General features: G+C 58.0%; 19 protein-coding genes and 1 pseudogene. 8 read left to right on the top strand and 12 right to left on the bottom strand.

Translation table 11 applies throughout. The annotated features are described in order from the left end of the window. The first annotated feature begins 280 nt into the window (after window positions 1-280). Window positions 281-709 (top strand): hypothetical protein, encoded by a 429-nt coding sequence (locus AC1RO0_RS23340; RefSeq protein WP_156151501.1) that lies wholly within the window; start codon window positions 281-283, stop codon window positions 707-709. 1232 nt (window positions 710-1941) lie between these two features. Here AC1RO0_RS23340 and AC1RO0_RS23335 read toward each other — a convergent pair. After that, entirely contained in the window at window positions 1942-3126 is a 1185-nt protein-coding gene (locus tag AC1RO0_RS23335; protein WP_047639439.1) for an FAS1-like dehydratase domain-containing protein, read from the bottom strand. Window positions 3127-3579: 453 nt separating this feature from the next. On the opposite strand from AC1RO0_RS23335, the gene AC1RO0_RS23330 reads away from it, so the two are divergent. Continuing rightward, on the top strand, window positions 3580-4740 hold the full coding sequence (locus AC1RO0_RS23330) for an iron-containing alcohol dehydrogenase (RefSeq protein WP_047639293.1): 1161 nt from the start codon (window positions 3580-3582) through the stop codon (window positions 4738-4740). After that, window positions 4740-5207 (top strand): acyl-CoA thioesterase, encoded by a 468-nt coding sequence (locus AC1RO0_RS23325; protein WP_047639294.1) that lies wholly within the window; start codon window positions 4740-4742, stop codon window positions 5205-5207. The genes AC1RO0_RS23330 and AC1RO0_RS23325 overlap by 1 nt, the downstream gene beginning before the upstream one ends. A 134-nt stretch (window positions 5208-5341) precedes the next feature. Here the strand turns inward: AC1RO0_RS23325 and AC1RO0_RS23320 are convergent, their stop codons facing one another. The 7 genes from AC1RO0_RS23320 to AC1RO0_RS23290 form a co-directional block, all read right to left on the bottom strand. Then, a complete protein-coding gene (locus AC1RO0_RS23320) occupies window positions 5342-6472 on the bottom strand; it encodes an electron transfer flavoprotein-ubiquinone oxidoreductase (RefSeq protein WP_498595107.1) in 1131 nt (376 codons plus the stop codon). An 82-nt stretch (window positions 6473-6554) separates the two neighbouring features. Further along, window positions 6555-6971: an NAD(P)/FAD-dependent oxidoreductase gene (locus tag AC1RO0_RS23315; protein ID WP_498595038.1), complete on the bottom strand. Its 417-nt coding sequence runs from the start codon at window positions 6969-6971 to the stop codon at window positions 6555-6557. 62 nt (window positions 6972-7033) lie between these two features. After that, window positions 7034-7435 carry a methylmalonyl-CoA epimerase gene (gene mce / locus AC1RO0_RS23310; RefSeq protein ID WP_047639295.1) on the bottom strand — a complete coding sequence of 134 codons (402 nt, stop codon included), beginning with the start codon at window positions 7433-7435 and terminating at the stop codon, window positions 7034-7036. A gap of 204 nt (window positions 7436-7639) precedes the next feature. Continuing rightward, window positions 7640-8194: a DUF2889 domain-containing protein gene (locus tag AC1RO0_RS23305; RefSeq protein ID WP_081999576.1), complete on the bottom strand. Its 555-nt coding sequence runs from the start codon at window positions 8192-8194 to the stop codon at window positions 7640-7642. Window positions 8195-8293: 99 nt separating this feature from the next. Beyond that, window positions 8294-9289 (bottom strand): NAD(P)-dependent alcohol dehydrogenase, encoded by a 996-nt coding sequence (locus tag AC1RO0_RS23300; protein WP_498595037.1) that lies wholly within the window; start codon window positions 9287-9289, stop codon window positions 8294-8296. Between the two features lie 160 nt (window positions 9290-9449). Beyond that, the gene (locus AC1RO0_RS23295) at window positions 9450-10619 is read right to left on the bottom strand and encodes an iron-containing alcohol dehydrogenase family protein (protein ID WP_047639298.1); all 1170 of its coding nucleotides are present in this window, start codon (window positions 10617-10619) and stop codon (window positions 9450-9452) included. A 15-nt stretch (window positions 10620-10634) separates the two neighbouring features. Further along, a complete protein-coding gene (locus AC1RO0_RS23290; protein ID WP_047639299.1) occupies window positions 10635-12215 on the bottom strand; it encodes a class I adenylate-forming enzyme family protein in 1581 nt (526 codons plus the stop codon). Between the two features lie 407 nt (window positions 12216-12622). Here AC1RO0_RS23290 and AC1RO0_RS23285 point away from each other — a divergent pair, with 407 nt between their 5' ends. Both AC1RO0_RS23285 and AC1RO0_RS23280 read left to right on the top strand, forming a co-directional pair. Then, window positions 12623-13855 (top strand): 3-hydroxyacyl-CoA dehydrogenase, encoded by a 1233-nt coding sequence (locus tag AC1RO0_RS23285; protein ID WP_052224213.1) that lies wholly within the window; start codon window positions 12623-12625, stop codon window positions 13853-13855. Between the two features lies 1 nt (window position 13856). After that, complete coding sequence (locus tag AC1RO0_RS23280) at window positions 13857-15041, top strand: acetyl-CoA C-acyltransferase (protein WP_047639300.1); 1185 nt, start codon at window positions 13857-13859, stop codon at window positions 15039-15041. 96 nt (window positions 15042-15137) lie between these two features. On the opposite strand, the gene AC1RO0_RS23275 is transcribed toward AC1RO0_RS23280, so the two are convergent. Beyond that, entirely contained in the window at window positions 15138-15875 is a 738-nt protein-coding gene (locus AC1RO0_RS23275) for a substrate-binding domain-containing protein (protein WP_498595106.1), read from the bottom strand. Between the two features lie 15 nt (window positions 15876-15890). Further along, a pseudogene (locus AC1RO0_RS23270) lies at window positions 15891-16070 on the bottom strand (LysR family transcriptional regulator); the annotation flags it as partial. Between the two features lie 247 nt (window positions 16071-16317). Here AC1RO0_RS23270 and AC1RO0_RS23265 point away from each other — a divergent pair. Together AC1RO0_RS23265 and AC1RO0_RS23260 are read left to right on the top strand one after the other, a co-directional pair. Further along, complete coding sequence (locus AC1RO0_RS23265; RefSeq protein ID WP_047639302.1) at window positions 16318-17100, top strand: enoyl-CoA hydratase-related protein; 783 nt, start codon at window positions 16318-16320, stop codon at window positions 17098-17100. A 196-nt stretch (window positions 17101-17296) separates the two neighbouring features. Next, a complete protein-coding gene (locus tag AC1RO0_RS23260; RefSeq protein WP_197070334.1) occupies window positions 17297-18394 on the top strand; it encodes an amidohydrolase family protein in 1098 nt (365 codons plus the stop codon). A gap of 63 nt (window positions 18395-18457) precedes the next feature. On the opposite strand, the gene AC1RO0_RS23255 is transcribed toward AC1RO0_RS23260, so the two are convergent. Then, window positions 18458-20212, bottom strand: a complete 1755-nt coding sequence (locus tag AC1RO0_RS23255) for an acyl-CoA dehydrogenase (RefSeq protein WP_047639303.1) — start codon at window positions 20210-20212, stop codon at window positions 18458-18460. 224 nt (window positions 20213-20436) lie between these two features. Between AC1RO0_RS23255 and AC1RO0_RS23250 the strand changes: the two genes are divergently transcribed. Further along, entirely contained in the window at window positions 20437-21939 is a 1503-nt protein-coding gene (locus tag AC1RO0_RS23250) for an aldehyde dehydrogenase family protein (RefSeq protein WP_047639442.1), read from the top strand. A 104-nt stretch (window positions 21940-22043) separates the two neighbouring features. Here the strand turns inward: AC1RO0_RS23250 and AC1RO0_RS23245 are convergent, their stop codons facing one another. Next, window positions 22044-23459 (bottom strand): aldehyde dehydrogenase family protein, encoded by a 1416-nt coding sequence (locus AC1RO0_RS23245; RefSeq protein WP_047639304.1) that lies wholly within the window; start codon window positions 23457-23459, stop codon window positions 22044-22046. Between the last annotated feature and the right edge of the window lie 160 nt (window positions 23460-23619).

Genomic DNA, 23619 nt, shown 5'->3' with positions numbered 1-23619 from the left:
TAAAAGGGGTGCCGAGCGAGCGCATGTTCCTTTATCTTACTGCTATCGTCAACGGTCACAAGCAGAGCTGGATTGAGGAACTTTTACCGCGGAATTACGAGGTGACGTGACGCGTACCCAAAACGACAGTCGGCCCCAAGGTTCGCCCGGAGTCGGCCCAATGCGGCGATTCAAGAAAATGCCCGAACAATCCAATTGATCGATCAACTCTCTCTTAGGCTGCTTGCAATATGCTTGAACGATGAACCCCAGATCGTTTCCCGTGGAAGATAATCGAAACTTGAAAAAGGTAGTCTTTATGGCTGCCCTTGGCCTGCTGCTAGCCGAGTATGCGGGCATTGTCGTATTTCGCATTATTTGGGAAATCATCAGCGTGGCCTACGGCATAAAAGAGATTTCGATTATTGGCGCATTCCATCAAGCCGTCGTGTTAGTTGTATTTTCCGTCGCATTGATACCGTTTACGCTAGCCGTCACTTGGAAGGGTGCGCTTATTACCATTACGCTCGCCGAACTGTTGCGCAGGAACGGATGGTTTTATCCTTTGGCTGGCGCAGCCGTTGGCTACTGGTCCCATCTTTCCCAAGCCCATTTTCTGTTCGACTCGAATTTCGGCTATATCGTTCCACTGGTCGTCGGCGGTAGTGCCGGAGGATATGTTTTTTGGTATATAGCCGTCCGGAATCTCGATTTTGATATGTCAACGTAGATCACAGATGACCGCATTGGTGCATAGTCGCAGCATCCATGATGGCTGCAATCATCGGCATCAACCATAGGATTTCAGTCAAGGTGCGAACGGGACATCGCTTACTGCGCTACAATGCTTGTCGAGCTATGCAACATGCGTAAGCGGGTGTTTGATCTTGATCGCGACTATACTATCGCAACACAAAATCGGCTTTGGGGTGCAGTTGCGCAACGTCGAATGTACATAGCCGCCTGTGTGTTTTCGTGATCGTGAGGGCATGCAGGACTCTGATATGAACGCAGTGTCCCCGTCACTCACTCAGCAGCAAAATCGAAATGGCAGTTTGTGGACTTAAATCTCCCGAACTGTGGCTTGGAGATTCAAAGCTAGGTTGCGTCCCGTCCGTGACTACAGCCATGCGCTTCGCGCATAGGAGGGGCCTCCTGAATACTCTGGTACCTGGGAAATATTCGGATATAGTTTGTTGCAATGCAGCATAGAACCGAAAGACATCAGGATGTTTAACAACTTACGTCAATTCGCGCGCAGCTTCCGCCCCACGCGGCTCCAAGTACTCGCGACCGCCTCCCACAACGGCTCAATCGATTGGACTAGCTCCGACTTTGCGGCAATAAAGGCCGAGCGCGACCTGCTACGCACCTCTTTCCGCTGGAACAAAATGTGATCGCATAATGCTCTGTCGCGGTGGGCGGATTTTCGTTCGTCTCGGCGCAGTTGGGATAAGCAGCGGCCCAACCTCGCTGCGAAAGCGCCGCTAAACTGTTGGATCTCAGTCCCAGAGACTTGAAATATCCTGTCTTACGGCAAGGTCGCGGGCGTCCTCTCCACCGATCTGTGGCTTGCGAAACGCGACCACTGCCCAGACATAATTTTCGTCGCCATTGGCAGACATCGCACCCGCAAGCCGTTCGAACGTCTTCGAAGCAGAGCGTCATCCGGTTTCGCTCGTTTCGGGTCTCGGTCTGATGTTGAGCGATTGCATTCAGTTCGAAGCACCAGTCGACAGCGTTGCCCGTGTCGCGTCGCGGAATGCTGGCCCCTTTGGCAGTCTCTCTTAGGTGTTCGTCCGAAAGCTTCTTTGCCCGCGCTTTCAAGCACATGTTTGGAAGCTCGCCGCGACAGTATTGGAAGATCACTCCGAACTTGAAGCGGCAACGCAGCTGACGAGCGTTTCTATCGGTCAGACGATCGGCATCCCTACGCGACAGCTGGTGGCGCTCGGGTCACGGTTACGGCACATTTCCCGATTGCTGGCCGCGAACCGGAAGAGCAATCACGGCAGTACCTGGCATCACGTTTTGATCTCGTTGGTTTGTCGCCCAGGTCGTGATGTAGACCAAATGTTCTCCATCGGTGGTTACTTCCTTCCTGTCGATCCTTCCGCCCAATCGAACGGCATCCGCGAGGTAGACGTGGGCCCGGTATTGACCGGTAATCGCCTTGAGTACCCCGCCGTCCCCCATCCAATTGGTCAAAGAATGGACTTGCCAACTCGTTCGCTGGATTCCAACGTCATAGGCGATCTGCGCACCCTGAAGCTTGGCCGCATAGTCGTTGTAATGGACGGAATATACGGGTTCCAACGAATGGGTCTTAGGGTCGCGAAAGGCCCATTTGGGATGCTTGTGGTACCGCTTGAGTGATACGGAATGCGCCGCAACACGAGGTATTGGTGCAGATCCTCCAGCGATAAATGCAATGAAGTCCGTAAGGCCTAACGGACCCTTGACGACAGTGCCAATCTCGTCGCCGTTGCGCACATCTTCCCAGTAGCGGGGCGTTGCGCCTCGCGGCGCCTCGGCAAGTATCTCCTGCTCGAGTTCGACCAGTTGCTCATCTGTCCAGGAATGTGGCACCTCGATCGCGCGCGCGGGAGCTCGTTTCTGCATCTCGCTCCTCTCGAAGCGCATCCGCGAGCAAATAAAGTCGGCGACAACATCCCCATTTTGGTTGATGTATTGCTGAAGAATGTAATCCTTCACACGCCGGCCACCGAAAGTGCTGTCTTCGGGACCGTCAAAGCCCTGGAATACAACGCGGCAGGTGATGTGGTCGCCGAGCCTGATGTTTTTATGAAAGTTTATTTTCGTATCACAGTGGAAGCCCCCAAGGCCCGGCCAGCCGACCTGAACGCCGGCAAGGCAAGCAAAGATGAAGCTTGGCGGCGCGATAATACCCCCATATTCTGTTTTCTCAGCGTAACTGGTTTGCGTCCACAGCGGGTTGTCGTCACCGATGCCTTCGCAGAAACGCAATATCGCAGTGCGCGTGGCAATCTCGTTGTTGATGCTGGATTCAGTTCGCAGTTCTGTTCCTATCAACGCGCGCATGTCCGACAGCATCTTCTCGGTGAATCTGCCAGTAGCGAGCTCTCGAGTGATGGCGTTCTCGTCTTCGTTAATCTGGACATTCATGACGTCAACCGACCTTTGATTGCTGATGCACGACGATAGGTCTGAAATTCCGGTAACGTCTAACCGGATTTCGTGGACGCCGGAATCGAAAGAATAGAACTCGAGGAAAAACACGTCGGCGCATTTGGAAAATAAGGATACGGATATCACAATTGCGCCGTGGACGGGTTTAGCGGAGGTCATTTAAGGTCATGGCGACCGCTGTTTGTGGCAACTTCTTCATCGGCGCTGGCCTCACACGAGGCGGGATAGCCGCTGCCTTCACCAACGCGAGTCTCGAGGTCCATATTGTGGTTGCCAACCCGAATGTCTTGCGCAGGAGATAGAAACGAGTTGGAGACTTTTATGGCGACGGTGTAACGAGTGAGGGGTTCCGGGCCGATCCTACTGGAAGTAGATTGTCGTGCCAGCGCCTGTCATGCCAAACCATTTCTGTTGACCGGAGACAGCTACATGCAAAGTTTTAGATTTGATACGCCAGCTTCGCTCGCTTTCGAATTCGGTGCCGCAGGACGGCTTGACCAGATCATTGGCAAACGGCTTGGGGAGGTCCTGTTGTTCATTACCGATCCTGGCATCCAAAAATTGGGCCTTTGCGATCAAGCCATTGCAGCTCTGCGAAAGGCAGGCTTAAAGGTCATTGTCTACGATCAAATCGAGACCGATCCGTCACACGAATGCCTGCTGGAGGCCGTTGAGGTCGGGCGAGCAGCACATGTCACCGGGGTCGTTGGCTTCGGTGGCGGCTCATCACTTGACGTTGCGAAACTGGCAGCGCTGCTGCTCGGTTCGGGCGAGGACATCGACGCTGTTTGGGGTGTTGGCAATGCAAAGGGACCGCGACTGCCATTGGTCCTAGTACCAACCACGGCGGGGACAGGTTCGGAAGTGACGCCTATCTCGATTATCACCGTCGCTGGTGATGAGAAGCGCGGTGTTTCGTCGCCGGTCATCCTGCCTGATATCGCTGTCCTCGATCCCGACCTCACCACAGGTCTCCCGGCACATATCACCGCATCTACGGGCATCGACGCCATGGTGCATGCGATTGAGGCCTATGCGTCCAAGAATGAGAACAACAATCCGCTTTCGAAAATGTTGGCAAGGCAGGCGTTGCAACTGCTTGGTGCAAACATCGAAAAGGCGGTGAGCGATGGTCAGGATCGTGAGGCCAGAGGCGCGATGCTCCTTGGCTCCATGCTCGCTGGACAGGCGTTCGCAAACTCGCCCGTCGCAGCCGTTCACGCACTGGCTTACCCGATTGGTGGCACCTTCCATATTCCGCATGGTCTTTCCAATGCCCTCGTTCTGCCTCATGTTTTGCGGTTTAACGAACCAATGGCGGCTAGCGTTTACGCAGAAATCGCCATTGACGCGTTCCCGGATCTTAAGCGCGAGAAAGGTAGCCAGAGCCGTTGCGCAGCGTTCATTGAACGGCTTGAGAAGCTTTCGACAAAGCTCGGGCTACAACGTCGCCTGCGGGATGTGGGAATCGGCAAGGAAGACCTGCCCAAGATGGCACGAGACGCGATGAAACAGACCCGGCTGTTGATAAACAATCCGCGCGATGTGAAAGAGGCTGATGCATTGGCGATCTACGAGGCGGCTTGGTGATGGGACATGCAGGCCCGGGCGAGCGATCCGCCTATAGAATTTTTAGGACGATCGGGACACGCTGGTCCGACAATGACATCTACGGACATATGAACAATGTCGTTCACTATGGTTTGTTTGACTCGGCGATCAATGGATATTTGATCGAACAAGGGGCGCTAGAGATCAAAGGAGGTGCCGAGATTTTCCTCGTTGTCGAGACCGGCTGTCGCTATCATTCGGAAATGGCCTTCCCGGACCTTGTGAGTGCCGGCATTCGAGTGGCGAAGCTTGGAAACGCATCCATACGGTACGAAATCGGCCTCTTTCGCAATGAGGAGGAGATCGCATCCGCGGAGGGTTTCTTCATTCACGTCAATGTCGATCGCATCTCCCGGCGCCCCGTTCCTCTCGATAGTGGCGTCCGGCGCCTGCTTGAGCCCTTGCTGGTCACAACATCCGCATCGTTGCCGGTCGACAAGCGATGACGATCCGTAGTGGATGCTTGCTAGATCGTCGGATTTTGGCTTAACCAAATCGGCAGCCGACTGACCACGAGCAGCTCGTCCGGCCTGGCCAGACGGATCGCGTAGGCGCCTTGTCCGATCTCGGTCATTGCATCTCACATATTGGGATAGACCGGCCCCTCGCCGCCCTGCGGCGGCACCCAGTTGATGTTCTGGTTGGGGTCCTTGATGTCGCAGGTCTTGCAGTGGACGCAGTTCTGGGCGTTGATGACATAGGTCTCCCTGCCATCCTTCTCCACCCATTCATAGACGCCGGCCGGACAGTAGCGCGTCGATGGGCCGGCAAAGACATCGTGCTCCGACGATACCTGCAGCGCCATGTCCTTGACGTGCAAATGCACCGGCTGGTCTTCCTCGTGATTGGTGTTCGACAGGAACACCGAGGACAGGCGGTCGAAGGTCAAGACGCCATCCGGCCTCGGATAGTCGATCTTCTTATGCTTGGCCGCCGGCTCCAGCGACTGGGCATCGGTCTTGCCATGCTTCAGCGTGCCGAAGAAGGAGAAGCCGAGGAGCTGGTTGGTCCACATGTCGAGGCCGCCAAGGGCCACGCCGATCGCCGTGCCGAACTTCGACCACAGCGGCTTGACGTTGCGCACGCGCTTCAGGTCCTTGCCGATATCACCGGCACGCCATTCGTTCTCGATCTCGATCACTTCGTCATTGGCGCGGCCGGCGGCGATCGCCTCGGCGATCTTGTCGGCCGCCAGCATGCCCGACAACACTGCATTGTGGCTGCCCTTGATGCGGGGAACGTTGACCAGACCGGCCGAACAACCGATCAGCGCCCCGCCGGGGAAGGTCAGTTTCGGCACCGACTGGTATCCGCCCTCGGTGATGGCGCGCGCGCCATAGGAGAGGCGCTTGCCGCCCTCGAAGGTGCCGCGGATCGCCGGATGCGTTTTGAAGCGCTGGAACTCCTCGAAGGGATAGAGATAGGGGTTCTTGTAGTTCAGGTGCAGGACGAAACCGACGGCGACCAGATTGTCTTCCAGATGATAAAGGAACGAGCCGCCACCCGTCTTCATGTCCAGCGGCCAGCCGAAGGAATGCTGCACCAGACCCTTCTTGTGGTTCTCGGGCTTGACCTGCCAAAGTTCCTTGATGCCGATGCCGAATTTCGGCACATCGCTGTCTCTCGACAGATCGAACCTGGCAATGAGTTGCTTGGCAAGCGAGCCGCGCACGCCCTCGCCGATCAGCACGTACTTACCGAGCAGTTCCATGCCGCGCGCATAGTTCGGGCCGGGCTCGCCGTTCTTCTCGATGCCCATGTCACCGGTGGCCACCCCGATGACGACGCCCTCGTCATTGTAGAGCACTTCCGTTGCGGCGAAGCCGGGATAGATCTCGACGCCGAGCGCTTCCGCCTTCTCGGCCAGCCAGCGACAGACATTGCCGAGCGAGACGATATAGTTGCCGTGATTGTTCATCAGCGGCGGCATGAGGAAATTTGGCAGGCGGATGGAGCCGGCGGGCCCCAGGGAACAGGAAATGATCCGACGTCACCTCGGTCTTGAAGGGATGGCCCTCTTCTTCGCGCCAGCCGGGCAGCAGCCGGTCGATACCAACAGGATCGACGACGGCACCCGAGAGAATATGCGCGCCGACTTCGGCACCCTTTTCGAGCACGACGACCGTCAGATCCGGATTGACCTGCTTCAGCCGGATCGCCGCAGACAGGCCCGCAGGTCCCGCCCCGACAATCACGACGTCGAATTCCATGCTCTCGCGTTCCGGCAGATCAGTCGCGTCTGAGATTAGTTCGTTTACCAAGACGCCTGACATCACATCTGCTCAAATTCGACGAGTGCACCGTGGAAGTCCTGCGGATCCACAAAAATGACTGGCTTGCCATGCGTGCCTGCTTTCGGGCTGCTGTTTCCGAGAATTCGACAGTTTGCGCTCCGCAGCACTTGCGACGCCGCATCGATGTCTTCGACCTCGAAACAGAGATGATGGATCCCACCGCGTGGGTGTTCTGCGAGATAATCGGACAGCGGAGACGCCGCTCCCAGCGGATGCAGCAATTCGATCTTTGAATTGGGAAATGTAACGACAACGACCGTGACACCCTCGTCAAGCAGTGCCTGCGGCTCAGAGACACTCGCGCCGAGCAGTTCATACCGGGCAGCGGCCTCGGTAAGGTCCGGAACGGCGATTGCGATGTGATTAAGCCAGGTGATCATGATTCCTCATAGATGCGCATCCGTTATTCGATCTCTTGTTCCAGCCCTTAGCAAAACCAGACGAGCGAGAAGACCGCTGGTTATCTCTCCCGCTTCAAATGAGCCTCAGTGCCTCGATCAGGTATTTTCCCAAGGCTGATCGCCGCCGTCGATTGAGCGCGAAACAACAGTCAAACCTCCTGTTTTTGAGCTTGAGGCATGTTCTCAGCCAAATGTGCCTTCATAGTATTCCGACCACTTTTCTCGAACGAGGCTTTGCTCCGCGCTATAGGCAAAGCAGCTGTTAATTTTCAACGGTCGGCCATTCGCATCCCTCTCGACCTCGGTGTGCTGACGCCGGACGCTCAATGTCTGAAAGGCGACCGTTGCCATCGGCCCCAGCAGCTGAACCAGGTGTACGCAACTTTGATGCGCCGCAAGGCGCTCTCTTATCCTGGCGCTCCAGCCAGACGTCATTCGCAATCCTGTCAGAGACTGCAGCGCATCGCCCCCGGCTCCGCAGATCGAGTAAGGTGCCGCATCCGTGAACGTCTCGACGGCGTGAACCTTCAGATCCGCATCGAAGACAAGCCGCACGCCCATATCATGAAGTGGAGTTCCGGCAGGAACAGCCGTTTCGCCGAGCAGTGCCTGGAACTCATAAGATTTGCGATCGGTTACCCGCCCCTCAACCTCAAAAAGCCCGTCACTGCGCAAAAAGCCGCGCATCTGAATGTTCCGGTCATGCAACGCTTCACGAGTAATCTTGTCCGTGGTCATAGTCTCATCCATGAAATCTAAGTTGGTTGGAAAGTTGTGCACGGGACCTCTGATGCACAGCCTCGTTAAGCGACAGATCGCAACACAGGACGAGGGTTCTCAAGGTGTCGCCGGCGCGATCGTTGTAGCATCGATGACGAAGCGATAACGGACGTCGCCGGTGGCGAGTCGTTCAAACGCGTCATCAATCTGGTCAGCACCGATGATTTCGACCTCGGCACTGATATTGTTGGCAGCACAGAAATCGATCATTTCCTGCGTTTCGGGAAGCCCCCCGCTGAGCGTGCCTGACAGGGACCGTCGATTGGCCAATAGAACCGAGGCGGCAACCGAAAGGGGCTTTTGCGGAATACTCAAATTGACAAAAGTGCCACCGACGTCCAGCAAACCAAGATAGATATCGAGGTCTATGTTGGCCGGAACGGTCGAGATGATCAGGTCGAATGACGAAGCAAGCTTGATTAAGGCTACCGGGTCCCGGGTGACGTGAAAGCTTCGCGCGCCGAGCCGCATCGCATCCTGTCGCTTTGCTTCGGACAGTTCTAGCACCGTCGTATCGGCCCCCAGAGCTTTCGATATCTGAACACCGAGATGCCCGAGGCCGCCAAGCCCAATGATTGCGACACGCTTTCCAGGGCCTGCACCCCAATGGCGAAGAGGAGAGTAGAGCGTGATGCCGGCACAAAAGAGCGGGGCGGCGTTGGCAAGTGGGATTGCATTCGGGATGCGAACGACAAAGCGCTCGTCGACGACAATCTTTTCGCTATATCCGCCCTCAGTTAGGCGTCCGTCACGACCGACCTGATTGTAGGTAAGCACCCGGTTTGTGCAATATTGCTCCTGTCCGGACAGGCATCGGTTACATTCCCTGCACGAGTCGACGAGGTTCCCGACACCAACCCGATCACCGACCGAAAAACGCCCGACCTTGCTGCCGACAGCCGCGATCACGCCGGCGATCTCATGACCGGGTACCATTGGATAGACGGACTTGCCTCGCGTAGCGCGGGCATGATCGATGTCGGAATGGCAGATCCCGGCGTAAGCAATGTCAATCAGGACATCGGCATCGCCGAGATCGCGTCGTTCGATCATCGTTGCCTCAAACCGTGAGTGCGGCCCGCAGACACAACGCGCATGGCTCAGGATCATAATGGACTAACCTCCCTTTCAAGCTTCCCCAGACGTAGATTCCGCGCCCTATCTGCGTCAGATGCAAGACTGCCGTTTCGGGGTAGCAACCGTTGTCGCCTCATCACCAGGCCTCTTCGAGTATCTTGCTGATCTGCGCGGCGTCGGTCACTTTCCTGGGATTTCCGCCCAAAAACCAATCCCCCATGCTTGCAACCGCGATTTCCTGTAGATGGTCGATCGGCACCTTCAGGTCTCGCAGCCGCGTCGGGGCACCCGCCTCGGCAAGGATGCGGCGTGTTTCACCGAGGACTGCGTCTAGCACCTCAGGACCACTCTGCGGCACTGACAGGGCCGCAGCGACCTTGGAAAGTCCGGAAGGAGCAGCGTCCGCGTTGAAACGTAACACGTGGGGAAGAACCACCGCGTTCACCAGCCCATTATCGACCTCATGACGGGCGCCGATCGCATGGCCGAGAACAGTCGTGATGCCGGCGCCCGTATGATCGGTCCCCTGTCCACACAGCACGGCAGCAAGTGCCAGATCACATCTGCGGGCCTCGCTATCGTCTCTCGGCAATTCTCGAATGTTGGGACCTACAAGACGGATCGAATGCATTAGAAGCGCATCGGCAATCGGATTGCCGTTTTTCGAGACGAGACCTTCCACTGCCGTCGCAAACGTGTTGATCGAAGCGTTGATGACCAGTGATCGGGGTGCAGAGATCAGCATTTTTGGATCGTAGAAAACCGCCTGCGCGCGCGTCTTGGGATCGAAGAGCGCGAGGCGGTCGCCTGTTTCGGGATCAAACAACGCGCTCCCAGCCTTGACCGATGCGGTCGCCGGTGTCGTCGGAACGACGAACTGCGGGAGCTTGGGCGCCATCAATTTGGGACTTTTCAATCCACCGCTGCCATCGCGAACGGTGCACAGACTGCGCACATCCGTTCCTTCGGCCAGCAATATAGCTGCAGCTCGGCTCGTGACGATCACCGAGCCGCCGCCAACGGCGACGACAGCGTCGGCTTCCAGGCGTCGAAGCTCGTTTGCCGCCTCTATGACGGAAGGTATAGGGCTATGTGCAAGCGTGCCAGTATATATGCCTGCCAGGCGGTTTCCTACCGCTTCACGAATCCGGTCGAGCAGGGCGCCTTCCAGGAACGGGCCGGAGAAAATCACTGCCCGCTTGCAGCCGAGCCGGTCGAGCTCTGACCCCAGGCGCCGTAGGCTTTCCTCTCCGTGAAAGAGACGAAGCGGCGAATTGATAAATTGAAAATTTTCCGTGTTGGTCATGTGCGTGCGCCTCCCCTAGGCTCCCAGTTCCTGTCGAAAGCGCGCGCTGATCGCCATCTTATCGACTTTTCCCGTATGATTTGTTGCAAGCGGCTCGCGCTGCAGCTTCCAACGACTTGGAACCGCAAAGGACGAAACCTTGCTGCGAATGTCCTGCTGTAGCCGCTCGATGGTCACCGAATCGTCTTCAGTCACCACGACAGCCATAACCTCCTCACCGAAATCGGGATGGGGAATTCCGAACACAACTGCTTCATTGACGCCGGGGACAGTCATCAGCGCTCGCTCCACAGCGACCGGCGCGATGTTCTCGCCTCCCCGAATGATCATATCCTTGCTACGCCCAGTGATCCAAAGGTTTCCCTTCTCATCGAGCCGGCCGAGATCTCCGGTGTGCAGCCAGCCCTCGGCATCGATCGGCGACTGATCAAGGCCGTAATACCCGCTCATCTGTGTTGGCGAGCGCAGCAATATTTCTCCGTCCGGCAACCCTTCATGGGCAAGAAAATCAATTTCGACACAGGGCAGCGGCTTTCCGGTGGATCCGAGCTGATCCAAAGCCTCGGAGCCAGCCGCCGCGGTCGCCTGACCTCCGTTTTCCGTCAGACCGTAACCGGTCGGGATACGGGGGCTGACGCTCGGCAATCCAATCCTCATGCGCTGCATCAGCTCTGCGTGAACCGGCGCGCCGCCGATGCTGATCGACTTCAGACTGCTGAGATCGTATGAGGCAAGATCTGGTTGGTCGAGTACGCGCGATACCATCGTCGGGACGGCGTTCCATCGCTTTATCTTATGGCGCGCGATCAGGCTGATGACGTCGAGCGGGTCGTACCGTCCCTTCGATAGGACCAGTGTATCTCCAACGATGATGGCGCGCAGGAGCGTCTGCATGCTGCCGACATGGAACAGCGGTCCTGTGATCAGCGTAATGTCGTGGGCTTCGGGCTTGATTTGATGCGGAAGCTTGCGAGTGATCTGCAACGTCATATGCAGCCGCGCCAGGATTGCCCGATGGGAGAGAACCACGGCTTTGGGCGAACCGGACGTGCCCGATGTGAAGATGATGATCGCCGTCTCTTCTTCGTTTCGATTGCCAAGACACGAGGCGAGCTTGACCGACTGCAGATCGGCGCCTTTTGGATAATCCCAGGTCCCGCTTTTCCATTCGGAAGGCATTTTCGCAACCGCTGTGCTGTCGCCAAGTGTCAAAACAGGATCGAGCGCCTGCAGACCGACACCCAGCTCGTCCCTGCTCCACCAGGTATTTGCAAGGACGGGAACCGCACCTACGCACAAGCACGCCCAGAAATTCACCACCCATTGTGGACTGTTCCATCCGAGAACGAAGACGCGATCGCCATAGGTGACACCGTCCTGCTGCAACTGCGCAGCTTTCGCAGCGACTGCGAGCCGAAAGTCCGCGAAAGTAAGCGTCACATCGTCTTGGACGATATAGGGACGCTCTCCCCAGCGATCGCAAAACTCCAAAACTTCGGCAACGCCTCTCGGACGCTCGGAATACATGCGATATGGCACCCCGTTCACATGTTCGACGCCGATCGCCTCACCCCACTGGCCTGTTGCAGGTGCCATGATCTGTTTCTCCTCCCGCTTGGTTCGTCATTTGCTCGACAGATCTGGATATGCCTTGTCGAACCGCCGCCACCGCTCGCACAACAATCGCTTGTAACCCCCACGGGCACGCAAGCATGGTGGCCGTCGGCCTTGACTGAGCAACGACGATAGGCCCGCCCGTCTGGTTGCGTCCAACCGGATTTTGTGGACGCGGTCATCGGCAGAATGAAACTCGTCGATACCGTCGCCGCATTCGTGAAATGAGGACACGGGGTTCGCAATTGCGCCATGGACGCGCGCAATCGGAGCCAAATAAAGTCGCGCCACCATTCGCGTGCTGGGAAATTCCGGTCAGCTGAAGGTGCCGCAATGCGTCAGCTTCACGTCGCAAAGGGCAGCGAGGGTCGTTTGACCGAGGAGATATTATGCCAAAGAAAGTGCACAACGTCGGCATCATCGGCGCCGGAACGATGGGGGGCGGAATTGCGATCGCCTTCGCAAACGCTGGTATTGAGGTCCACCTGGTGGATGTCAATCCAGATGCCTTGGAGCGTGGCGTCGGGCGCATTCGCGGCTTTTACGAGGACGCGGTGAAGCGTGAGAAAATGACCGCCGCACTTGGCGAGCAAAGATTTGCCAACATACGGCCATCCTCATCACTGAGCGCCGTATCGGTGTGTGGGCTCGTCATCGAGGCGGTCTACGAGGACCTTGCGCTCAAATCGCGGATTGCGGCCGAACTCGCCGATATCTGCCCTGCAGAGACAATATTGGCGAGCAATACGTCGTCGCTCGACATCAATCAAATTGCACAGGCGTCTCGCCGACCGGATCGTTTCGTCGGCATACATTTTTTCAGTCCGGCGCATATCATGAAGTTGGTGGAGGTCGTGCGCGGGCGGCAATCCAGCGAAGCCAGCGTCGCGTTTGCCGTCGATGTGATGAGGGCACTGGACAAGACACCGGTTGTCTGCGGCGTGGGCTTCGGGTTCATCGGCAACCGAATGGCCGAGCCCTATCTTCGGGAGGCCGATGCTCTGATCATAGAGGGTGCCACGCCGCGTCAGATCGATGCGGTCGCTCAGTCGTCCGAGCTTCTGGGAATGGCGATGGGGCCGTGCCGCATGATGGATCTCGCCGGCAATGACATCGGTGCGAGCATTATCGCCGGGCGCGCGTCCGTGACCAATCTACTCGATGATGCAAGCTATCGCTGCATGGTCCGCGGCTTGGCCGAGAAGGGTTACCTGGGACAGAAGACCGGCCGCGGCTTTTATAGATATGAAGGGCGCCAGCCACTCGACGAGCCGCAGACCGAGGTGCTTGCGCAGGAGCTTGCAGCCAAGCACGGCATCACTCGACGAGACGACATCTCCGACGCAGAGATCCTGCAGAGATTGCTACTTCCGCTCATCAACGAGGGTTTTGAGGTGCTGCGCGAGGGAGTGGCAGAAAATGAAGACGACATCGATGTGGTCTTCACCGCCGGCTTCGGCTTTCCCCAGTCGCGCGGAGGGCCGATGACGATGGCGCACGCAATCGGGCTCGACACGATCCGCGAAGGTTTCGAGACCCTCGCACGAGAGCGCGGAAATTCCTTCGGCTATTGGACCCCGTCGCCGTTATTGACACAAGAAACTCAGATAAAGGAGAGATGACGTGAGGGAAGCCGTTATCGTATCATATGCTCGCACGCCGATCGGCCGTGCATTTCGAGGGTCGCTGAACCGGACCCCGTCGCCGTCGCTTGCCGCTCACGCGATCTCGAACGCGGTGTTGCGCGCAGGTATCGCGCCAGAAGAGGTCGATGACGTGGTCATTGGATCGGTGCTCACCGCCGGGACCGCGGGTATGAACATTGCGCGACTGGCGTCGCTCGCCGCTGGTCTGCCGGTGACGGTTGCCGGTCAAACCGTCGACCGCCAGTGTGCTTCCGGTCTGATGGCAATCTCAATTGCTGCGCGCCAGATCATTTACGAAGACATGGAAGTCGTCGTCGCGGCTGGACAGGACAATATTTCCGCCGTCCAGCGGGAGTATTTTGCAGCAGTGGCGCGCGACAAGGACCCGGCCGTAACCGCGATCGTCCCGCACGCCTACATGCCGATGCTGGAAACCGCCGAGTTCGTTGCGAGAAAATACAAGATTTCCCGCGAGGCGCAGGACGCCTATGCCTTGCAGTCGCAAAAACGCACGGCCGAGGCTCAAGACGCCGGTCGCTTCAATGATGAAATCGTCCCGATCACCACCTCTATGGCGGTGATCGACAAGGAAGGTCGTGAAACGGAGCGGCGCCAAGTCACCCTGTCGAAAGACGAGGGCAATCGACCGGAAACCTCGGCGCAATCGCTTGCCGGATTGAAACCGGTCGTCGATGACGGCTGCATTACGGCAGGAAATGCCAGCCAGCTCTCTGACGGTGCGGCGGCCTGTCTGGTCGTCGAGCGCAGTCTTGCGGAGCGGCGCGGTCTTCCGGTTCTCGGCATATACCGCGGCATGAGCGTTGCAGGCTGCGCCCCTGAAGAGATGGGCATTGGTCCGGTTCTGGCTGTTCCAAAGCTGCTTGAGCGACACGGCCTGTCGATCGACGACATAGGCCTTTGGGAACTCAACGAGGCCTTCGCCTGCCAGACGCTGTACTGTCGCAACGTGCTTGGTATCGATCCCGATCGCTTCAACGTCAATGGCGGCGCAATCTCGATCGGTCATCCTTACGGCATGACCGGCGTGCGCACTGCCGGGCATGCGTTGCTCGAAGGTCGACGCCGCGGCGCAAAATATGTCGTCTCGACGATGTGCGTCGGCGGCGGTATGGGGGCTGCGGCGCTTTTCGAGGTCGCTTGAGCAGCGTCGCATTCGTGTTCGCCAACGGGCACGCGCAGTTGAAGAACGGCGCAGCTATCCGATCACGGCGGCAGTCATTTGCCGCCGTGATTTCGTTCACGAGTCGCTCGACAGCTCGCCTGCGATAGCATCGGCGTCCTCGACTGGCACAATAGGCCATACAGTCGCTGCGGCTTCGACGAATGCCTTGATGAGAGGATCGTTCTTGCGGGCCGTCTGATAGGCAATGCAGAGGTCAGCTTGAGCTCTGGCGAGCGGAGAAATTGCTAGATAGCCGTCTTGCTCGCCCTGGAACGCCTCATCCTCGCGCACGATCATCAACCCCGCTCCGGCTTTCAAGGCCGAAAATCCGACTGAGGAATTGTCGAAGCACATGACGCTATTGAGGGTCAGGCCCTTGTCGGCAAACATTTGTGCAATCATCGCGGAATAGGCCGAGCTCGAAGTGGGCGTGAGCCACGGAAATGCTGCAAGTTCGGTCCAGCCCGCCGCAACCACCTCATCGCGCCAAGCTGCGGGCGCCGCGACCCGATACTGAACAGTCGTCAGCTTATGATAGGTGAATGCACGGTCGGTTGGAACGCAAAGCATCACGCCGACATCGATTTCACCGCTTGCCAAGCCCTGACGCGCGCTTGAAGAGGGCCGTGCCATGATGTCTACGTTAACGAGGGGGTGCCTTGTGCGAAAGCTTGTCAGCATTTCCCCGACACGCGTGCCCGGCGCACTGCTGGTACCAAGAACGAGCCGCCCTTCGATCTGGCCGCGCAGTTCGCGGACGAATGATTTGAACAGCGCTTCCTGATTGAGCAACTCACGCGCCTTCTTGGCCACAAGCTGTCCGGCATGCGTCAATTCCAGACTTCGGTTCGTTCGCACGAACAACTGCGTTCCCAATCGATCTTCTACGGCCCGAACGTGAGCGCTTGCGGCTGACTGGCTCATGAAAAGCCGTTCGGCAGCGCGCGTCAGATGCTCTTCCTCCGCCACGACGACAAAGGTTCTAAGCTGTGTAAGATCGATGAGCACGGTATTTCGCCTCCCAAGGCATGATCGTTCGCAAAACTGGCAGACGACGTCCGAGAAATACGGTTGGACGGATCAGACGGTTTTTCGCATTCCTAACATAGACCGCAAGACGGGAGAGAACGTCAATTAAATTGAGGCATTTTCGGCGCTTGGCATCGCCGGGTCTGTCATTTTGTGTTCCGACCAGGACAGGCGTTGGGCGTATCCTGTCAGCATGCCGATTGCGCCCGCGACTTAGGAGGTTGCGATGACTGATGAATTTGTGTCTGTCTCCATCGACCAGACGATCGCGACGATGACCGTCTGTCGTCCAGACGCGTTGAACGCCCTCAATGCGGGCGTTCTTCAACAATTGGAACGAGCCGTGCTGCGCTTGTCGGCCGACGACGCAGTCCGGGTGCTGCTATTGACCGGCGACGGCGAAAAGGCGTTCATCGCCGGGGCCGACATTCCCGAATTTCTGGAGGCTGAGCCGACCGATGCGCTTGTCATTGCCGAGCGAATCAAGCGTGTGGTTGATGCGATCGTGCGCTGCCCCAAACCCGTTATTGCCGTCGTCAACGGCTATTGCTTCGGTGGCGGCTTCGAGCTTGGGCTCGCCTGCGACCTGCGTATCGCCTCCAAGCATGCTCAGTTCGGTTTGCCGGAAATCAAGCTCGGGATCATGCCGGGCGGCGGTGGAACGGTGCGGCTGACGAAACTGGCCGGCAGCTCGGTTGCCCGCATGATGGCGATGACCGGGGACGCGATCGCCGCGCAGCGTGCTTATGAATTCGGCTTGATCACATCGCTCCACGAGCCGGCCGAACTGATGGAGGCCGCCTCTCTCCTGGCGCGCCGACTCGCCGTTCAACCGCCGATCGCCTTTGCCCAACTGAAGTCCGCGCTTCATATCGCGGTTGATGCCGATACCGAAACAGCGTGTCAGGTCGAGCTGAAGGCGTTTGCGATCTGCTTTTCGACCGCGGACAAGACCGAGGGAATAAAGGCCTTCCTTGAAAAACGAAAGCCGATCTTCAGGGGAGCGTGATGGGCCGGTTTCTTTGGGGTCGGGGTTGATCGAGCGGCGGGGTTTTGGAGGTATCGACTGACGGATCTTGGCGCCGTCCAGGCCGATTGCCGTCGATACCGTGAGCGGGAGCCGCGGATTGAAAGGCTTGGATATTTCAGGAGGACGTGTTCGGCAAATGGCCGGGACATGCGTGGACTTTGAATGGGAGAGGATCATGGTTGCAGGCGACCGACAGCACTATCAGTACCGGGGAAATCAACCGAAGAGCACGCGGGAGCTGATCGATTGGCACGCTGGTGCGCCGGCTTCGCAGATTCTCGAACCGGAACTGCCCATCGTTGATTGCCACCATCACTTGTTTGGCGCCCCCGCAGATCGCCTCTACTACCGCATGGACGACTTGCAGCAAGATCTCGGTAGCGGCCACAACATTATCGGCACGGTCTACGTGGAGGCATACGAGTCCGGCTGGCGTACGGAAGGGCCAGTGGCTTTGCAGCCGGTCGGCGAGATAGAAATGATCGTTAATGCTACAGCCGACACCTGCCGGGGCACCTGCAAGATCGCAGCGGGGATCGTCGGTCATGCCGATCTGACATTGGGCCCGGCAGTGGCCGACGTGCTTGAGGCGGAAAAGATCGCTGCGCAAGGTCGCTTGAGCGGCATTCGCTATCGTGTTGCCTGGGACGGAGGAACGATCGCTCGTGTCCTCAAGAGCCAGCCACCGCCGCATCTGCTGATGGAACCCGCCTTTCGGCAGGGGGTCGCGGCTGTGGCCGCCGCGGGCCTGTGCTTTGATACATGGATCTACCATACGCAGATCGACGAACTTCTCGATCTGGCCGACGCTTATCCTGGGGCCACGATCGTCATCTGCCACGTCGCCACTCCGGTCGGTATCGGCGAATATGGGCAGCGCGCCGACGAGACGTTTAGAGACTGGAAAGCCGGAATTTTCGAACTTTCCAAACGTGAAAATCTTCGGCTGAAGCTGGGCGGGCTCGGCATGCCGGTCTCTGGTTTTGCCTTCGACGACCAGCCGCTGCCCGCAAGCGCACATCAATTGGCGCGGGCGTGGACGCCTTATCTGGACACATGTATCTCAGCCTTCGGCACGAAGCGCTGCATGCTCGAAAGCAACTTCCCCGTCGATAAGCAGTCATGCTCCTATGCAGAATTGTGGAACGCCTACAAGCTTTATTCCCAAGGCTTATCGGCCGACGAGCGGGCTGATCTCTTTTATCGAGCGGCGTGCACCACCTACGGCCTGGCCGACCTACAAACCGTCGGTGATGCTGCGATGAGGGTTTGACCTTCTCCCTTATCTCCACAATCCATGCGTGGCGTGTAGGAGCCACGCATGGCTCTGTCGACGTCAGGCAGCCGCTTCCAGCGCGCTGTCTGCAATCGCGGAATTGAGGATGTCGGCCAGAACGGCTGCTTTCGGCAGCATTCGGTCCATGAAGAAACGCGCGGTTTCCAACTTGCCGTCCCAGGCGGTATCAACAGCCGAAACTGCCTGCGCAGCGATCTTGACCCACATCCATCCAAGTGACACGTGAGCAAAAAGGCGGAGAATGTCGGTCTCATAGCCACTGACCGCCCCGAGGTTGCCGGGCCGGCGATTGACCTTCTCCGTCAACACTTCAAGCTTCTCCAAAGCGACCGTCAATTTGCCGGCCAAGGCCGCCGCAGTGTCAATCGACGCGGCCGTTGTCAGATCAGCACGGACGAGCGCATAGAAATCGCGGGCGGTGGCGCCCCCATTTGCGACCAGCTTTCGTGTGACGAGATCTAGGGCTTGAACGCCGTTGGTGCCTTCGTAGATCTGCGTAATGCGGGCATCGCGAACATGCTGCTCCATGCCCCATTCCACGATATAACCGTGACCGCCGAATACCTGTTGCGACGTTACGGACGATTCAAATCCCATATCGGTATAGGCTGCCTTGACGACGGGCGTCAGCAGTTCGACGTAGCTATTGGCACGTTCGCGTGCCTCTTTCTGCGGATGACTTTGAGCGATATCCATCTGCAGAGCCACCCACATTGCAAGAGCGCGACCGGCGATGACGAAGGATCGACCTTCAAGCAGCATCCGGCGAACGTCTGGATGTTCCACGATCGCGACCGGCGCTCGCGTCCCGTCCGATGACCGTCCCTGAAGACGATCCTCCGCATAGGTCCTCGCCTTCTGGCCTGCAATTTCCGCGATCCCGAGACCTTGAATGCCAACGAACAGCCGCTCGGCATTCATCATGGTGAACATCGCATTCAAGCCGCACCCGGGTTCACCAAGCAACCATCCCGTCGCCCCCTCATACGTCATCATACAGGTCGGCTGGGCATGAATGCCCATCTTGTGTTCGAGAGAGGCGACTGCGAAGCTGTTGCGGTCGCCGCAGGCGCCTTCGCCGTTCAAAAAGAATTTGGGGACAAGGAAAAGGCTGATCCCTTTGACACCCATCGGCGCATCCGGCAGCCTGGCAAGAACAAGATGGACGACATTGCCGCCAAAATCGTGATCGCCCGAGGAAATGAAGATCTTCGTTCCGGTGATTGCAAATGTCCCATCACCTCGTGGAATTGCCTTCGTCGTCAACAGGCCCAGATCCGTCCCCGCGCCTGACTCTGTCAATGCCATCGCTCCGGTCCATTCGCCAGAGATCATCTTGGGCAGGTAGGCGGCCTTGAGCGGCTCGGTCCCGTGATGGCCGATCGCCTCAGCCGCGCCCCGCGTGAGACCCGCAAACAGCCCAAACGACAGGTTTGCCGAAGAGAGCATTTCGTCCAGGAGGATCTGGATCACACGCGACAGCCCCTGACCGCCATAGTCGACATCCGCGGAAACGGTCGTCCAACCTGCGGCGGCAAACGCTCGATACGCATCCGCCATGCCGGGTGGGGTCGCCACGCAGCCATCCTTCAAGCTGCAACCATGCTTGTCGCCGATTGCGTTCAATGGTTCCAGCACTTCCGAGCAGAACCTCCCCCCTTCAGTCAATATATCGACGGCGAGGTCGGAATTGATGTCGCTGAACCCTGGTAGGACGGCCATCTGTCCGTCGAAATCGAGAACGCGACGCAAAAGAAAATCAATCTCGTCGATCGGCGGGGCATAAGGTAGCATGGAAGTTCCTTTTCTCGAATGAAGCATGCCTTGTCCGACTGCCGGCCGACCTCGCGCGACCCGGCAGCGTTCTGCTCGAGACACGGAAAATCGCGCGCGAGCAGAAATACAAAATCATCTAAATCATATATCGCATTTACATCGACGCTTCCATCTTTTATTCAATGAAGGCACACGCCGGCACGGCATTCAGGCGGAACCGGCCAGACCAAGCGGAGGCGGAGTTGACACTCGACAACATTCATTCGGTACGTGACAGGCTAAATATTCGTCCAGGCAAGCTGTTTATTGATGGGAAGTGGTTGGAGTGGGACGGGCCGCGCTTCGACCAAATCAATCCAACCATCAACGCGGTGATAGGTAGCTTTCCAGAGGCCGGTAAACGCGGCGTGGACCTGGCAGTGGCTGCAGCGCGAAGGGCCTTCGACGACGGTCCGTGGTCGAAAATGCCTGCGCATGATCGCAAGCGGATACTCCAGCGCATCATTGAACGCGTGTACGCCGCCGAGGAAGAGCTGGCGCAATTGCAAACGCTCGACAACGGCATTCCCTATACTTTCAGCCGCAATTCCCGGGCATCGGGAAAGGCGGCGGCTGAGACGCTTGACCATTTCGCAGGCTGGGCCGACAAGCTGACAGGCGAGACTTACCCGCAATTCTCGTCGGCCTCAAACATGCATTACATGTCGTTCCGCGAGCCTGTCGGCGTCGTCGCCGCGATCCTTCCCTGGAACGTGCCGCTCAGCATGTTTGCAAAGAAGGTCGGTCCGGCGCTTGCCTGTGGCTGCACGGTCGTGGTCAAACCTTCGGAAAACACCAACCTGGCGCTCACCCGCCTGGCCGAGATTTTTGCCGAGAGCGATCTGCCACCCGGGGTTTTCAACTTCGTCACCGGTGCAGGCGAAACCGGCGAGGCGCTTGCCACGCATCCAGGCATTGATAAGGTAAGCTTCACCGGCAGTACCGCCGTCGGCGAGCGCATCGTGGCGGCAAGCGGCTTCAACATGAAAAGGCTATCGCTCGAACTCGGTGGGAAAAGCGCCGGGATCATCTTCCCGGATGCGCGCGACGTCTCAGTCGCTGCAAAGAGCCTGATGGCCTTATGCTCGACCTTTCTTTCCGGTCAGGTCTGCACCACGCCCAGCCGTGCGATCGTGCACCAGTCCATTTTCGACGAATTTGTGCACCATGCAGCCGAGCAGGTGAAGACCGTGCGCTTCGGCGATCCTTTCGATCCCGCAACCACCTCCGCGCCGCTGATCAACAAGCGCCAGATGCAGCGGGTCCTCGGCTATGTTGCAAGCGGTGTGCAGGAGGGCGGAAATCTCGTCTTTGGCGGTGACGCGGCCACCGACGTTCCTGGCAACGGCAACTGGGTCAACCCGGCCTTGTTCACCAAGGTCAATAGCGCCATGACGATCGTTCGGGAGGAAATCTTCGGCCCGGTTCTAGCAGCCATGCCGTTCGATACCGAAGAAGAGGCGATCCGCATCGCCAACGAGAGCGAGTATGGCCTGTCCGGTACCGTGTTTACCACGGACGTCACGCGTGCATTCAGGGTCTCTCAAAGGATCCGTTCAGGAACGATCGGCATCAACGGCTTTGCCAGCGTGGCGAACGCGCCGATGGGCGGCGTTAAGCGCTCGGGGATCGGACGCGAAGGCGGGTGGCCCGGGATCGAGGCTTTCACCGAACTTAAGACTGTCAATTTTAATCTCGATGCTTGAATAAAACAGAAGGGCTTGTCGTCCATCGGCAAGCCCCGTCTCCATGCAAAAGCCCGCGGCGTCCTCGCCGCGGGCTTTATTATGAGGCAAATCGGTTGTCGGTATCAGCTGTAGATTGCTCTGTACTCGAGGAATTCCTCAACGCCAACCCGACCCCATTCCCGCCCGACGCCTGAGAGTTTGAATCCACCATGAACGCCGCGCTTGTCGAGGGCGCCGCCGTTGACACGCACACGGCCGGTGCGAAGCCGATCGGCAACGCGGTAAGCACGCTCCTTGTCGTTCGACCAGACCGCGCCGGCCAAGCCATAGATGCAGTCGTTGGCGATCCGGATTGCGTCCTCCTCATCATTGAATGGAATGATGACGATCACGGGCCCAAAGATCTCTTCCTGCGCAAGTCGACTGCTATTGTCGCCAGAGAAAATCGTCGGTCGGACATAATAACCACGATTGCGCCCTTCCGGCATGTCGGCGCCGCCCGTCAGTAGGTGCAGCCCCTCCTCGATGCCGAGGTTGATGTAGTTGCGGACACGATCGTGCGCTGCGCGTGTTGACAAGGGTCCCAAGGTCGTCTTCGGATCGAAGGGATCGCCGATGACAAGCGCCTCTGCCGTGGTTTTTGCCAAGGCCTCGGCGTCGGCCAATCGGTTTCGCGGCACGAGCATACGTGTCAAGGCACCGCAAGCCTGGCCGGCATTGCGGGTGGCGTCTTCTATGCCGTCGCGAACAGCGTTTTCGAAATCCACGTCTTCGAAGATGATGTTGGCTGACTTCCCACCCAATTCCAGGTGGACACGTTTGACGCCGACTGAGGCCAATTCCATGACCCGCCGACCAGCTCGAACCGAGCCCGTAAGCGACACCATATCGACCAGCGGATGTGAGACAATTGCTTCGCCCACTTCCGGACCGGTGCCGGAAACCATGTTGAAGACACCGGGAGGCAGCCCGGCCTCATCGCACATTTCAGCAAAGATGTAAGCGGTCAAAGGGGCAACCTCCGACGGCTTCAGCACCGTTGTGCACCCCGCGGCAATTGCTGCCCCAGCCTTTGAGATGATTGAGCGCAGTGGTCCGTTCCAAGCAGTGATTGCGCCGAGCACACCTGAAGGCACGCGCTTGACCGTCGTCTTGCCGATCTGCTCAGTCCACTGAATTTCACCGAGCACCTCGGCGATCAAATCCAACTCCTCGACAGCGCCGTCGACCTGGGACTTGCGGCAGAGTGTGATCGGGTAACCAAGCTCGGTTACCATCGCATGGGTGATTTCGTCCGCGCGCTTTTCAGTCAGGCGAGCGAGCTTGCGAAACAGGGCCGCTCTTTCCTCGACCGACGTCTGAGACCATGCCGGAAACGCCCTAGCGGCAGCCTCAGCTGCCTTGTTCACGTCCTCCGCGACCCCTTTCGGAACGGTGGCAATCGGTTCCTCCGTCACGGGATTCGTCACAGTCAGCACTTCGGTTGACAAGGACGGAATCCACTGCCCGTCTACGTAATTGTTCTTGTATTCAATCATAGGAAATCCCCGCTTTGAACCTTTCACAAAAGACCGTTCGGTCTGCCGCCGGTGGTGCTTGCTTCAAGACTTCGAGGTTCAGCGCGGCAGCAGCTGAGCATCGTGCTCTTCGGCTAGACGGCGATATATATCCAAATCATTTAGATGAATGTCAATGGCA

This window comes from Rhizobium sp. GW821-FHT14E12, assembly GCF_058803745.1.
This window is presented reverse-complemented; position numbering and strand designations above follow the sequence as displayed.